The 13,961-nt window shown below is 57.2% G+C and carries 10 protein-coding genes, 1 tRNA gene and 1 rRNA gene (1 of these 12 running past the window's edge); 5 read left to right on the top strand and 7 right to left on the bottom strand.

Features of this window, described 5'->3' with window-relative positions; all coding sequences use genetic code 11:
• Nucleotides 1-264 precede the first annotated feature (264 nt).
• A complete protein-coding gene (mgtE, locus tag BLV61_RS09360) occupies nt 265-1,707 on the top strand; it encodes a magnesium transporter (RefSeq protein WP_047532344.1) in 1,443 nt (480 codons plus the stop codon).
• A gap of 382 nt (nt 1,708-2,089) precedes the next feature.
• Here mgtE and BLV61_RS09355 read toward each other — a convergent pair whose 3' ends face one another.
• Nucleotides 2,090-2,416: an Arc family DNA-binding protein gene (locus BLV61_RS09355; protein WP_003178899.1), complete on the bottom strand. Its 327-nt coding sequence runs from the start codon at nt 2,414-2,416 to the stop codon at nt 2,090-2,092.
• A gap of 592 nt (nt 2,417-3,008) precedes the next feature.
• On the opposite strand from BLV61_RS09355, the gene BLV61_RS09340 reads away from it, so the two are divergent.
• Nucleotides 3,009-3,085, top strand: a tRNA-Arg gene (locus BLV61_RS09340).
• 260 nt (nt 3,086-3,345) lie between these two features.
• Here the strand turns inward: BLV61_RS09340 and BLV61_RS09335 are convergent.
• The 5 genes from BLV61_RS09335 to BLV61_RS09315 form a co-directional block, all read right to left on the bottom strand.
• On the bottom strand, nt 3,346-4,611 hold the full coding sequence (locus BLV61_RS09335; protein WP_090464395.1) for an aminotransferase class III-fold pyridoxal phosphate-dependent enzyme: 1,266 nt from the start codon (nt 4,609-4,611) through the stop codon (nt 3,346-3,348).
• A complete protein-coding gene (locus BLV61_RS09330; protein WP_244159836.1) occupies nt 4,608-5,672 on the bottom strand; it encodes a phosphotransferase in 1,065 nt (354 codons plus the stop codon). The genes BLV61_RS09335 and BLV61_RS09330 overlap by 4 nt, the downstream gene beginning before the upstream one ends.
• Nucleotides 5,665-6,399, bottom strand: a complete 735-nt coding sequence (locus tag BLV61_RS09325; RefSeq protein ID WP_090464388.1) for an SDR family NAD(P)-dependent oxidoreductase — start codon at nt 6,397-6,399, stop codon at nt 5,665-5,667. Before BLV61_RS09325 ends, BLV61_RS09330 begins: the two co-directional genes overlap by 8 nt.
• Before the next feature lie 84 nt (nt 6,400-6,483).
• The gene (locus tag BLV61_RS09320; protein ID WP_090464385.1) at nt 6,484-7,161 is read right to left on the bottom strand and encodes a GntR family transcriptional regulator; all 678 of its coding nucleotides are present in this window, start codon (nt 7,159-7,161) and stop codon (nt 6,484-6,486) included.
• A gap of 189 nt (nt 7,162-7,350) precedes the next feature.
• A complete protein-coding gene (locus tag BLV61_RS09315; RefSeq protein ID WP_090464382.1) occupies nt 7,351-8,370 on the bottom strand; it encodes an AraC family transcriptional regulator in 1,020 nt (339 codons plus the stop codon).
• 615 nt (nt 8,371-8,985) lie between these two features.
• Here BLV61_RS09315 and BLV61_RS09310 point away from each other — a divergent pair.
• Both BLV61_RS09310 and BLV61_RS09305 read left to right on the top strand, forming a co-directional pair.
• A complete protein-coding gene (locus BLV61_RS09310) occupies nt 8,986-10,764 on the top strand; it encodes an acyl-CoA dehydrogenase family protein (RefSeq protein ID WP_090464379.1) in 1,779 nt (592 codons plus the stop codon).
• Nucleotides 10,765-10,978: 214 nt separating this feature from the next.
• The gene (locus BLV61_RS09305; RefSeq protein WP_090464377.1) at nt 10,979-12,475 is read left to right on the top strand and encodes a succinate CoA transferase; all 1,497 of its coding nucleotides are present in this window, start codon (nt 10,979-10,981) and stop codon (nt 12,473-12,475) included.
• Nucleotides 12,476-12,558: 83 nt separating this feature from the next.
• Here the strand turns inward: BLV61_RS09305 and BLV61_RS31290 are convergent, their stop codons facing one another.
• Nucleotides 12,559-12,702: a hypothetical protein gene (locus BLV61_RS31290; protein ID WP_161793939.1), complete on the bottom strand. Its 144-nt coding sequence runs from the start codon at nt 12,700-12,702 to the stop codon at nt 12,559-12,561.
• A gap of 575 nt (nt 12,703-13,277) precedes the next feature.
• Between BLV61_RS31290 and BLV61_RS09295 the strand changes: the two genes are divergently transcribed.
• Nucleotides 13,278-13,961, top strand: a 16S ribosomal RNA gene (locus BLV61_RS09295); it runs 853 nt beyond the window's last position.

The raw sequence follows: 13,961 nt of genomic DNA, 5'->3' as shown, positions 1-13,961 counted from the left end.
TGTGTTTTCTTTTCGGGATGAGTCGTCGCAGTTTGAAGGATCAGGATGGCGCTCAAGATTGTTTCGCAAGCGCTTGTTTCAGCCACGATTTTTTAACGTTTAAAACCGTCGGGCGGTGTTATCATTGCGCCCGTCAGCCCCGCCGGGGCTTGTGGAATACCTCCATGGACTTACCCAGTAGTTACTTAATTTCCCGTTTTTCCAATCATGAATTGACTGATTGATACTTCCGGCGTGCCCCGCTGCTGGGAGTGGAGTTCGCCTATGTCTGAAGTTGAAGTAAAGAAAACGCAAGAAAGCTTGCAGGACCGCCTCGCTCAAGTTGTTGAGCTGTTGCAGCGCCAGCGAGTAGTAGAAGACCTGACTCATCGCCAGGAAGGCCCGCATCACGATCGGGTTGAGAACCTGGTCCACCGGCAGAATCTCGTCGAGTTGCAGCGCAAGCTCGATGATCTGCACTCCGCCGACGTCGCCTATATCCTTGAAGCCTTGCCACTGGACGATCGTCTGGCGCTTTGGCAATTGGTCAAGGCTGATCGCGACGGCGACATCCTTCTCGAAGTATCCGACTCGGTTCGTGAAACCCTGATCGCCGACATGGACGATCATGAGCTCCTGGCTGCAGCCAAGGACATGGATGCCGACGAACTTGCTGACCTGGCCTCAGAGCTGCCGCGAGATGTCGTCCATGAGCTGATGGAAACTCTCGATGGTCAGCAGCGTGAGCGTGTTCGCTCCGCATTGTCCTATGACGAGGATCAGGTCGGTGCATTGATGGACTTCGAGATGGTGACCATCCGTGAGGATGTCAGTCTCGAAGTGGTTTTGCGCTACCTGCGGCGCCTCAAGGAGCTGCCCGGCCATACCGACAAACTGTTTGTGGTTGATTACGACGGCGTCCTCAAGGGGGTGTTGCCGATCAAGCGTTTGCTGGTTAACGATCCGGACAAGCAGGTTTCTGAAGTGATGGCCAGCGATCCGGTGAGCTTTCATCCGGATGAAGAGGCCTACGACGCAGCTCAGGCGTTTGAGCGATACGATCTTATTTCGGCACCTGTCGTAGACAAAAACGGCAAGTTGATCGGTCGACTGACCATTGATGAAATGGTCGACCTGATTCGTGAAGAGAGCGAGAACGAAGTTCTCAATATGGCGGGTCTGCGCGAAGAAGAAGATATTTTCGCGTCCGTCTGGAAGTCCCTGCGTAACCGTTGGGCCTGGCTGGCGGTGAATCTGATCACTGCATTCGTTGCATCGCGGGTGATTGGTCTTTTCGAGGGCTCAATCGAGAAGCTGGTAGCGCTTGCGGCGCTTATGCCGATCGTGGCGGGTATCGGGGGCAATTCCGGTAATCAGACCATTACTATGATTGTTCGGGCGATGGCGTTGGATCAAGTGAGCACTGGCAATACTTCGCGACTGATGCGCAAAGAGTTGGCAGTTGCACTGATCAATGGCGTGATCTGGGGTGGTGTGATCGGCGTTGTTGCCTATCTTCTATACGGCAGTTGGTCGTTGGGTGTGGTGATGACCGCTGCCATGACACTCAATTTGTTGCTTGCAGCACTGATGGGAGTGCTGATCCCGATGACGCTGGCGCGGCTTGGGCGCGATCCTGCCATGGGGGCCAGTGTCATGATTACGGCCATGACTGATAGCGGAGGGTTCTTTATCTTCCTTGGTCTGGCAACGATCTTCCTGCTCTGAGATGTTTGTCCTAAAGCCCGCCTTCCGGCGGGCTTTTTTATGCGGTGCGTCAGGCATGATGTGTTACGCGCTGGTGTAACCAGCCTGGGGCGGCTTGGCGGGTGTCTTGGAGGCGCTGACCGGTCCTCAAGGCTCGGTTGTTGGCCCGTGAGTAACGTCCGCAAGGTGTGCGCGCCAAAAAGAACCAAAGGCGGAGCGTAGCGACTGGACATACCCAGTGGTCAGCAGTCGAGGCTGAGAGTGGCAACGATGAATGGGTCGCTTGCGCGGGGTCACAAAGGCCCATGGTCGAGCTCTCGAGCGCCAGTTTTGAATCAGGCGTTGCCGAAAAGCAGGCGAAAAAAAGCCAGCGATTAGGCTGGCTTGAGATTTTCTGTGTGAGTCAGGAGGCGTCCGCGGCCATTTCCGCATCATGGGCAATCAACGAAACGAGAGCGTTTTGCTGGCGGTGGGATAGCTGTCGGAAGCGCTGCAGCAATTCACGTTCGTGCAATGAGAGCTCTGGACTGTCCAGGCGCATGCTTAGTTCTTCGCCCAGTGCGCCTTCCTGAATAAGGCTCTGTTCAAGGCGCGCGATGATTTCGGAGTTCATGCTGCGATGATGATTGCGAGCCACTTCGGCAATGCGTTCACGCATTCCGTCTGGCAGACGTACGACGAACTTGTCAGCCGTACGGCTGGAATAAATTGCCTGTTTCAATGGGCGCATATATTTAACCGGTTAGTTCAGGGGAGCGGTTTTCGGGATTGACCGCAGGATGTCTGATAGGACAAGCGCTCTGGTCAAATGTTCAACCTGAATTGATAGAGGCTCGCATCATGCCTCACTGAGCCAGATCATTGGCGTCAATTCTGTGACAAATATTGAACTGGATAAAGGCATTATGCCAGCACCAATTATCAGAAATACGGACGGGTCTGGAAAGTGGTCTGGGTCCGTATTGCTGGCCGCGTCCTTTGCCCGACTGAGAGTGTCGATAATATCTGAAGGGCCTTTCGTGCGAATTCAATCGCTGTTCCTTGCTCCTACAGGATAGTGGCAAATGGCCGATTTACTAGGGCCAAGTGCATACTCAGAGCGATTTAGGATGGATGGCGACTAGATTTGTATGATGTAGCATCCTCGAGCTGTCTGGGTGAAAGGAGCGTCAAGGGATCTTTTTTGGCTTCCTCAGCAAATTTCGCGATCCTGCGTGGCGTATGCCTACACTTAAAATGCCTAAGGACGACATGACAAAGCCATGCTTGCCCGTTAACATGCACGCCGTCCATTGCTCCGCAAATTCTTGCGGGCAGTTTGTGTCTCAGTAGCTCAATTGGATAGAGCATCCCCCTCCTAAGGGGAAGGTTGGCAGTTCGAACCTGCCCTGGGACACCATATATCCAGCCACCCTCTCATTTTTCAGCTATTGCAGTTGACCGCTCTCGGTGTCTGCTTCGGTCACTACGCCCATCGCACTGCTTATCCCTCCTTATAGCTACCAGTCCTGGATTGACGGGTATTTGCATTAATGCGCGTCGACCAGCGCCCCGGTGGTGTGTCTGGACGCCTGAATCGATGCCGGATTACCCCATATCAGGACCTGTAGCGGGCGCCGAGGCTGGCTCCGCCAAATCGGCGCCGGTAAAGCGTGACGTTCAGCGCAGGTCGTTCAACGTTGCATCCAGTCGTTCGACCAGCAGGTCCGCATGCTTGCGGGCAAATACCAATGGTGGGCGAATCTTGAGGATGTTGGCCATGGGGCCGGTCGAGCTGATCAGCACCTGACGGCGGCGCATGCCGTTGACGACCGCCGCCGCGGCAACTGTTGCCGGGGCTTGCGTCTCGCGGTCTGCAACCAGTTCGACACCAATGAACAGCCCCTCGCCGCGTACATCGCCAATGACTTCATGGCGCTCGGCCAGTTTGCGCAACCCCTCCTTGAGATAGCTGCCGACATCGCGGGCATTGGCTTGCAGGTTTTCTTCGCGCAGTACCCGCAGTACCGCGTGCGCAGCCTTGCAGGACACCGGGTTACCCCCGTACGTATTGAAATAACGTTGTTGGTGACCGAATTGATCGAACAGCGCCGAGCGCCCGACCACCGCGGCAACTGGATGGCCGTTACCCATGGGTTTGCCCAGCGTGACCAGATCCGGAATCACTGATTCACGGGCAAACCCCCAGCGCTGCCCACCGGTGCGGCCGAACCCTGGCTGCACCTCATCGGCGATATACAGTCCGCCGGCGTCTCGCACGCATTGCGCGGCAGCGGCCAGTTCGCCGTTCGCGGGGCTGAACACACCATCGCTGGAGAAAATGCTGTCGACCAGCAGCGCCGCAGGTTTGATGCCTTGCGCCTGCATGTCTTGCACGGCCGCTTTGACGCTGGCAACGAAATCGGCGGTTCGGCGGTAGGAATCCGGGGCCTCCACCAGGCGCACATGGCTGGCGGTGGGGAGGCCCGTGGCCAGCGATGGCGATACCTCGGCCAATGCGCTGGTCACGCCGTGGTAGGCCCAGCGGGTGACAATGATGCCCGTTCCGCCGCTGTGGCATCGTGCGATGCGCAACGCCAGATCGTTGGCCTCGCTGCCGGTGCAGGTCATGGTCATGTTATCGAGCTGCGGGGGAAACTCGCTGAGCAGGTCTTCTGCGTATTCCACGATCGATGGGTGCAGATAGCGCGTGTGGGTATTGAGCAGGGCGCTTTGCTCGGAAATGGCTGCGACCACGGCGGGGTGGCAGTGACCGATGGACGCCACGTTGTTATAGGCATCCAGGTAGGCGGCATTGTTTTTGTCGTACAGCCACACGCCTTCACCCCGCACCGGCGCGAAGGGTTCCTCGTAAAACAATCGATAGCTGGCGCCCAGTGCGCGTTGGCGACGGGCGATCAGTTCAGCGGCGGTGGATGAACTCATGGAGCCTCCGGTGTGCAGGCGTTGATCAGGCTTTGGGTCAGCAACCCCTCGGGCAAGGCGGTGAGGCATTGCAGATTGCGCCAGGTGGTGCGCAGGTTACGCAGGACGTAGGTGCGGTTTTCCGGATACAGGCTGGCGCGCCACTGGGCGATGGTAATGGCCATGGCCATGCGCATGGCGATGAGTTCGCCGAGTACAGCCAGCTCCTCGCGCTGCAACGGGATCTTTGCGTGGTAGGCGGCGACAAAGGCCTTGATCTGCCAGAGTGGGTCGGTGGCGTCGGCGTCGAACTGATATGAGAGAGCCGTTCCCAATTCGTTGATTAGCGGGGCGTGGAGGGCATCGCCGAAGTCAATGATGGCCGCAACGCGGCTGGCGGTTTCGCAGTCGAGCATGACGTTGTGCGGGTTTAGATCGTTATGAATCACCTGCGCACGCAGTTTGGCCAGACGCGGTTTTACCGAAGTCTCGTAGCTGTCCAGCAGGGCGCAAACCAATGGCAGTTGATCGACGTCCAGGTTATCCAGATACGGCCTGATTCGCTCCGCGTGGCCGACATCCCAGAGCAGATCGCGATGAGCGGCAGGGTGCTGGAAGTCATTGAGGGCCAGGTTGATTTCGGCCAGGGACGTACCGAGTTCGCGCATCAGCGCAACGCTGGGCTTGCCCAGATTCTGCGAAATACCGTCCAGGTAGCTGACGGTGCGCAGTGTCAGTGTTTGCTCGCTCACCAGCACCTTCGGTTCAACCTCCCCACTGAGTGCAGGCAGCACACGCGGAACCGGCAGGTGCGCACCGTGCCGCTCGATGTGCAGCAACGCCTGGGTCTGGAAGCTGATGACGCCGGGATCTTCGGCTGGGTTGATGAATTTCAGGACGAAGGCGCCGCGGTTGGACCGGATGAGAAAGTTGGCATCGCGTTCGCCATTGAGCAGCTTCAGCGTGCCTTTGAGGCCGTATACCCGATCAGCGATTTCCAGTGCTTCGGCAGGCGACACGTTTGGCGCCTGGGTGGTCATCAATTCGGTGCAACACCCCTTGACCATGATGGCATCAGACATGCTGGCCACCATTGACGTGAATTTCCGCTCCGTTTACGTAAGAAGCGCCGCTGGTGCAGAGGAAGTAGATCAGCGAGGCGACTTCCTCCGGTTTGCCCAAGCGATTCATGGGTACCAGTCGCTCGACGATGTCGGTGGTGCCCGGAGACAGGATGGAGGTGTCAATTTCGCCGGGGGCAATGGCGTTGACCCGCACCCCGTGCGGGCCGAAATCATAGGCCATTTCCCGAGTCAGAGCCGAGAGCGCCGCCTTGGAAGTGGCGTAGGCAACGCCAGCAAAAGGGTGCACCTTGGAACCCGCAATGGACGTGACATTGATGATGCTGCCCTGGGCGGCTTTCAGTTCATCGAACAGGCCGCGAGCGAGGAGGGCGGTAGAGAACAGGTTGACGTTGAACACCTTCAACCACGTGGCGTAATCGGTTTCCAGCACGCCAAGTCGACCACCTTCCGGACTTTTTGGTGACACGCCAGCGTTGTCTACCAGCGCATCAAGCCGTCCCCCGAGTTTTTCCTTAATGGTCGCCAGGCTGGCGCTGACACTGTCGATGTCCTCAAGATCCAGATGGATATGGTTGAGCAAGCCTTCCGCCCAAGGGCATTCAGCGACCCAGCTTTGCCGGGAGGCGGTGAATACTTCCCAGCCGGCCGCATTGAAATGCTTGACCGTCGCATGGCCAATGCCGCGGCTGGCGCCGGTTAACAGTAGCTTTTTTTTCTCGCTCATGAGCACGGCTCTTCGTAATTGAAGTTTGATGCATCATGTTTTCAGGCGTGCAAGTAGTCAATAGGGGCATCAGGGATCGTTTCGTCAGGAAGCCGCTTCCTGACTGACGGCTATGAACTCCAGCATTTTTTGATTGCCGTCGAGAATGTCCGCTTGGATTGCGTGTTTGGCGGCTGCCGCATCCTGCTGACGCAGGGCATTGAGTACTTCGATATGGTGTTCAATGGCCATGGTCAGGGAGAAATGCGCATACGCCTGTGCGATCAGCGGTCCTGCGCGCATCCACAGACTGTCCAGATAGCTGCGCAGCAAAGGCATGCGTGCAGCTTCCGCGATCAAAAAGTGAAACTCGCTATTCAGGCGTAGCGCTTCAGGAAGGTCGCTATTGTTGATGGCTTCGAGGTTGAGCTGAATGTTGGCGTCGATGCGCTTAAGGTCGTTTGAGGTTGCAAGCCGCGCGGCGGTTTCGGCACCAAGGCCTTCAAGATTCAACCTTAGCGTGCGGATTTCCAGATAGGCCGCACTGTCGAGCACCGGTACTCGAATGTCCTTGGGGGTCTTGAGCACCAGCGCTTTCTCTTTCGCCAGTTGCAGAATGGCGTCTCGCACGGGGGTGACGCTTGTTCCCAGCTGGCTGGCCAGCTCCCGGATGCGCAGTCGATCATCAGGCTTGAGGCTGCCCGTGATCAAGGCGTTGCGCAGTTGGGAGTAAACGTTGCTGCCCAGATAGGTGTGAGTGATCGCGTCGAAGGGGTAAGGCATGAATCACCGGATGCAGTTTGGCCAAAGACTATACAACATGATGCATTAAGTCTTTTGCGGAAACCGGCGTAGCAATATGGATAAGAGGCTGGGCCGGGGGGGAGGGCGGGGCTTGGTGGCGGCGATAACGGGGCAGCGATTGATTCAGACCAGCAGAGCTCACCGAACCGTCCGAAAAGAGACTGAGGGCTATTTCTTTTGGCGCGCCACGTCTCGGTAGTTCTTGGGTAGCTCGCCGGTCCATTGCCGAAACGCTCGGGTGAACGCGGACGGCTCGGAAAAACCCAGCATTTGGGAAATGAGGCTGATCGACATCGACGTCTGGCTCAGGTAGTGGATCGCCATGTCGCGACGCACTCCGTCCTTGAGTCGTTGAAATTGGCTGCCTTCGGCCGCGAGTTTTCGCCTGAGCGTTCTCTCGGTGAGGTGCAATTCAAGGGCGGCACTTTGAATGGTTGTTTCAGCCAGGTCCTCGGAACGCTCCAAATGATCCAGTACCCGCCGTGTATAAACCGGGTAATAGGCAGGGCGAGTGAACCAGTCGAATGGTGCCCGCTTCAAGTGATGGCCGAGGGTCTCGGGCGTTTGCACCAACGGTGCCGTGAGTATCGCGGCATCGAACACCAGGCAGGTCACGGCCTGGTCGAACTTCGCCGGGCAAGGAAACATCAAGCGGTATTCGGTCAGGTGTTTGGGTGCAGGATGGTCAAACGCGACCTGTTTCAGGGGGATCCGCTGGCCAATCAACCAGCTGGGAAATCGATGCCACAGCAGCAACAGGAAACCTCTCAACAAGTAATCCTGGTCTTTGGCCGGGTCCTTGAGCGCCATCGAAAAAAACGCCTCATCGCCAACGATGTCGAGTGACAGATGCAGGGAGTCATTGATCACGTTGTAGAAGTGGCTGAGCTTGTAATACACCGAATGCAGGTTGTGCGAATGAATGACCTGTTTGGCCATGATGGCAAAGACACCCTGTGGACAGCGTTGCGAGCCCATGCCAAGAAACTCGTCGTCAGCCAGGCGCCAGACGGCCCGCATCAGGCGGCTGAATTGGTCAGGCGTGATCCGCAGATGGGCATTTTCCAGCATGCGCTGGTTAAGGCCAGCTTCCTTGAGCAGCACCGCTTCGTCGAGCTGAAGACGGTGGCCGGCATTCATCAGCATTCGGGCGAAATGGATAGAGATTGAATAGCGTTCGATGCCCATCGGAGGCAGATTCCTGCTGTGTGTACGTTCAGTTTATCGCCTAAGTGCTGTCCGATAATGTCTATTTTTAGACTGGTTTCGTTATTGTCGCCGAGGGGCCTCCCGATAGAAGCTAGCCGCCACCTGTAGACGCCTGTCTGACCCGGTCAGAGCGCTGTTATTGCCTCCAAGGAAGCCCGTCCGTGCACGTGCAAGTAGTCGACGCGGTTACCGTCCGCCAGAACGTGACGGCATCCGAAACAGATGCATCCCGCCTGAAAAACCGCACGCTAGACAAGTCGGCGCGCCACCGTTGCAGTGTGTACGTACGCCGCTGCGACGCACAGCCTTCCCGATACGCGCCAATTGCCGCGCCGGTTCCCGGGCCGGGCACGGCACCAATGAACGTCTTTGCATCTGCGACGCCGTGGTCATTACCGGCGCCACCTGGTGCGTAACGTTTGAAGTAAGAGGTCCGTGAACATGGCCAATTTAGTCGATTACCGAGTGCTATCAGCCAAGGCCTGACGTGACTCAGGTCGACACTGAAGCACGCCCGTTATTACCCAGTCGTTTGCCCCGCTGTGGCTGACACAGGCGGTCTGCCTAACGCATCGTTTTAGTGAGGAAACAAAAATGAGTGATTACACCCACCCCTACCGCGACACCACGTTCGTGCTCAAAGAACTGGTCGAGTTTGAAGCCTTGTGCGCGTCGGCCCATCTGGACGACGTCAACGATGAGCTGGTTTCCGCGATTCTGGCCGAAGCCGGTCGACTGGGCTCCGGGGTATTGGCACCACTCAATCGGATTGGCGACACCCAAGGCTCGCGCCTGAATGAGCAAGGCGTGCAGGAAGCTCCCGGGTTCGCCGACGCCTACCACCAATTCCAGGCTGGCGGCTGGCCTTCATTGACCGCCGCTGAAGCCTGGGGCGGCCAAAACCTCCCCAACGTGATTGGCACCGCTGTCAGTGAGATCTGGCACTCGGCCAATATGGCCTTCGCCCTCTGTCCGATGCTGACCCAAGGCTCGATTGAAGCGATCGCGCACCATGGCTCGCCCGCCCTGCGCGAGGCTTACCTGTCCAAACTGGTCAGCGGTGAATGGACTGGCACCATGAACCTCACCGAACCCGATGCCGGTTCGGATTTGGCCGCCATCAAGAGCCGCGCCATTCCTCAGGGTGACCACTACCTCATCAGCGGGCAAAAAATCTTTATCACCTGGGGCGACCACCAGATGACGGACAACGTTGTCCATCTGGTACTGGCCCGGCTGCCGGATGCACCGGCCGGCGTCAAAGGGATTTCCCTATTCCTGGTGCCTAAATTCTTGCTGGATGCTCAAGGCGAGCCCGGCGCACGTAACGATGCCCGCTGCATCTCCCTGGAACATAAACTGGGCATCCACGGCAGCCCGACCTGCGTCATGAGCTTTGGCGACAACGGCGGAGCCATCGGTTATCTGGTGGGCGAACCGCACCAAGGGTTGGCTTGCATGTTCACCATGATGAACCACGCCCGGCAAAGCGTTGGCCTGCAAGGGCTGGCCATCTCGGAGCGGGCTTATCAGCAGGCGCGTCAGTACGCAAAAGATCGTCTGCAAGGCACTCGCAAGGATGGCAGCCGTTTCTCTATCATCCATTTCCCCGATGTCCGTCGCATGCTGCTTCAGATGAAGTCGTCCATCGAAGCGATGCGGGCCCTGGCGTTGGTGGCCGCTGCCGAAGTGGACCGCACTGCTCACGCGCCTGACGCCGAGACGGCGAAGGTCCATCAAGGTCGCGTCGACCTGCTCACACCTATCGTTAAAGGGTGGCTGACAGAAATGGCGCAAGAGGTGACCTCGCTCGGTGTGCAAATTCACGGCGGCATGGGGTTTATCGAAGAAACCGGCGCAGCCCAGCACTACCGTGATGCCCGTATCCTGACCATTTATGAAGGCACCACCGGCATCCAGGCACTGGACTTGGTCGGGCGCAAGACCCTGCTCAACCAAGGCGAACTGCTCACCCGTTTACTGGACGAAATCGGTGAAACCGTCGCCCAGCTACAAGGTTCGGCCACATTGGTCCATCAGGCCAAGGCACTGGACGATGCCTTGTGCGCAGGTCGCGCCGCTCTGCGCGTGCTCCTCGACAATGCCCAAAACGACGCCCACCTGGCGGGCAGCATCAGCGTCAATTTCATGATGCTGTTCGGCTACCTGAGTGGCGGCTGGTTGATGGCCCGCTCGGCACTCAGTGCTCAAGCTCTGCTGGACTCGGGCAATGGTGATCCGCAGTTCCTGGGTGCCAAGCTGATTACTGCCAATTTCTATGCCGAGCAACTGCTGCCTCGCGTACACGCGCTGCTGGCGGCGATTGGCGGTGGCAGTAAAAGCATCATGGCGCTGGACGATGAGCAGTTCTGACCCTGCGCGGGCCTGAGCGATCCAGGTGATGGCCTTCGCCACACGCCTTGGCGACGCCTGCCTTAATCGTCTCGGCCTTCGCTTGTGCCCAGACTAACGAACAATCCGACGAGCAGTGCCTCTCAGTGGCACTGCCCGGAATGGGCGTGATTACCGGTTGAGTGGCAGATGTCCGGTGACCCGCCTGCTATTCCCTACCTTCGAGGTTTTTTCCATGCACGCTGCGCGTATCCGGCTGGCTTCCCTGCACGACAAAATCATGAGTGCACCACAGGCCGCCCTGCTCATTAAAGACGGCATGACCATCGGCATCAGTGGTTTTGGCGGTGCCGGAGACGCCACGGCAGTCTCCCTGGCCTTGATCGAACAGGCCAGGCGCGACCCGCTGAAAATCAACCTGATCACCGGCGCCAGCCTTGGCCATGGTCTGGACGGGTTGATGGCCGAAGCGGGTCTGTTAGCCCGGCGCATGCCTTTTCAGGGCGACCCTGTGTTGCGCAAGGCAATCAACGAAGGGAAGGTGATGTTTATCGACCAGCACCTCTCGGAAGTGGTCGAGCAGTTGCGCGGTGGCTACCTGCCGACCCCGGATATCGCGGTTATCGAGGCAGTGTGCATCACTGAGCAGGGGCATATCGTGCCCACCTCGTCGGTGGGCAACTCGGCCAGCCTGGCACTGGCCGCCAAGCAGGTCATCGTTGAACTCAACCTGGCGAGCAGTCCTCATTTTGAAGGGCTGCATGACATCTACCAACCCCAGAACCGTCCACACCGTGGCGCGATTCCTGTTCTCCAGTCAAACAGCCGCATTGGCAGCCATGCTATCGAGATCGACCCGTCACGCATCGCCGCCATCGTTATCAGCAACACAGCTGAGGCGGCCGTTCCCATGTTGCCGCCTGACAACGACACTCAGGCCATTGCCAATCATCTGGTTCGGTTTTTCGAGAATGAGGTGGAAATGGGGCGCCTGCCGAGAAACCTGGCGCCGCTGCAAGTGGGGGTGGGCTCCATCGCCAACGCAGTGATGTGCGGCTTGATCGACGCCCCGTTCAACGACCTGGTTCAGTATTCCGAGGTATTGCAGGATTCCACCTTTGATCTGCTGGATGCCGGCAAGCTGAAATTTGCCTCGGGGTGCTCCATTACCCTTTCCAGTGCCTGTGGCGAGCGGGTCTTCAAGAACCTGGGGCAATACGCCGAGCGCCTGGTCTTGCGCCCACAGGAAATCTCCAACCACCCGGAGGTCATCCGGCGTCTAGGGATCATTGCCATCAACACCGCGCTGGAGTTTGACCTGTATGGCAACGTCAACTCCACCCATGTCGGCGGTACACACATGATGAACGGCATTGGCGGCTCGGGGGATTTTGCCCGCAACGCCCACTTGTCGATATTCGTGACTAAATCAATTGCCAAGGACGGGAAAATCTCTCGCGTAGTGCCCATGGTCAGCCACGTCGACCACACAGAGCATGACATCGACATTCTGGTAACCGAACAAGGACTGGCTGACTTGCGGGGGCTTGCGCCTCGGGAACGAGCCAGAATCATCATCGATCACTGTGTGCACCCGGACTACCAGGAGGCACTCAACGATTACTTCACCGCTGCTTGCCGCTTGGGCGGGCATACTCCTCACGATCTCAACCAGGCGTTGAGCTGGCATATCCGCTTGAACGAAACGGGCAGCATGCAAGCGGTCCGATAGTGAGCCTGAGCCTGTACCTCGAACAACCACCTGCTCAAGGTCCTCGTGGGCCCTGAGCGAGTGGTTTTCGAACATAGTCTGAATCAGTTGGCCGGCTCCCAAGTGCGCATCGCCAGGTTGCGCACTTCGTCGGTCACTACGGAAAATCCATGTCGCTGCTCGCCGCGCATGTCATCAGGTGGACAGGCACTGGCGCCTACCACGCAACACGAACCGACCGTGGCCATAGAATTCTTCAGACACTGGTGATCTCTTCTATATAGAAGAGAAGGTGATCTTGCCCTGTCTTCTGCAAGTAATTGATAGAAAACCCAAATCAGTGGTTGACGACAGATTCTGGAAGCCTATAATTCGCCCCACTTCCGGCGCAGTCGAAACGGAAAACTCCTTGATAAACAATGAGTTGCGCAGTTTTCGGCAGCAGGTTGCTTCAGGTCATCGAAGTCGAAAGGAAGTTGAAAAAGAGGTGTTGACAGCAGCGAGTAACGCTGTAGAATTCGCCTCCCGCTGACGAGAGATCGAAGGCGCAAGTGGTTGAAGTTGTTAAGGAATCCTTGAAAACTTCTGAAAATAATCACTTGACAGCAAATGAGGCTGCTGTAGAATGCGCGCCTCGGTTGAGACGAAAGATCTTAACCAACCGCTCTTTAACAACTGAATCAAGCAATTCGTGTGGGTGCTTGTGGAGTCAGACTGCTAGTCAACAGATTATCAGCATCACAAGTTACTCCGCGAGAAATCAAAGATGTAACCAACGATTGCTGAGCCAAGTTTAGGGTTTTCTCAAAACCCAAAGATGTTTGAACTGAAGAGTTTGATCATGGCTCAGATTGAACGCTGGCGGCAGGCCTAACACATGCAAGTCGAGCGGATGAAGAGAGCTTGCTCTCTGATTCAGCGGCGGACGGGTGAGTAATGCCTAGGAATCTGCCTGGTAGTGGGGGACAACGTCTCGAAAGGGACGCTAATACCGCATACGTCCTACGGGAGAAAGCAGGGGACCTTCGGGCCTTGCGCTATCAGATGAGCCTAGGTCGGATTAGCTAGTTGGTGAGGTAATGGCTCACCAAGGCGACGATCCGTAACTGGTCTGAGAGGATGATCAGTCACACTGGAACTGAGACACGGTCCAGACTCCTACGGGAGGCAGCAGTGGGGAATATTGGACAATGGGCGAAAGCCTGATCCAGCCATGCCGCGTGTGTGAAGAAGGTCTTCGGATTGTAAAGCACTTTAAGTTGGGAGGAAGGGTTGTAGATTAATACTCTGCAATTTTGACGTTACCGACAGAATAAGCACCGGCTAACTCTGTGCCAGCAGCCGCGGTAATACAGAGGGTGCAAGCGTTAATCGGAATTACTGGGCGTAAAGCGCGCGTAGGTGGTTTGTTAAGTTGGATGTGAAAGCCCCGGGCTCAACCTGGGAACTGCATTCAAAACTGACAAGCTAGAGTATGGTAGAGGGTGGTGGAATTTCCTGTGTAGCG

It is taken from the genome of Pseudomonas mohnii (genome assembly GCF_900105115.1).
Lineage (GTDB): Bacteria > Pseudomonadota > Gammaproteobacteria > Pseudomonadales > Pseudomonadaceae > Aquipseudomonas > Aquipseudomonas mohnii.
The sequence above is the reverse complement of the archived record's forward strand: the minus strand, read 5'-3'. Positions and strand labels throughout refer to the sequence as shown.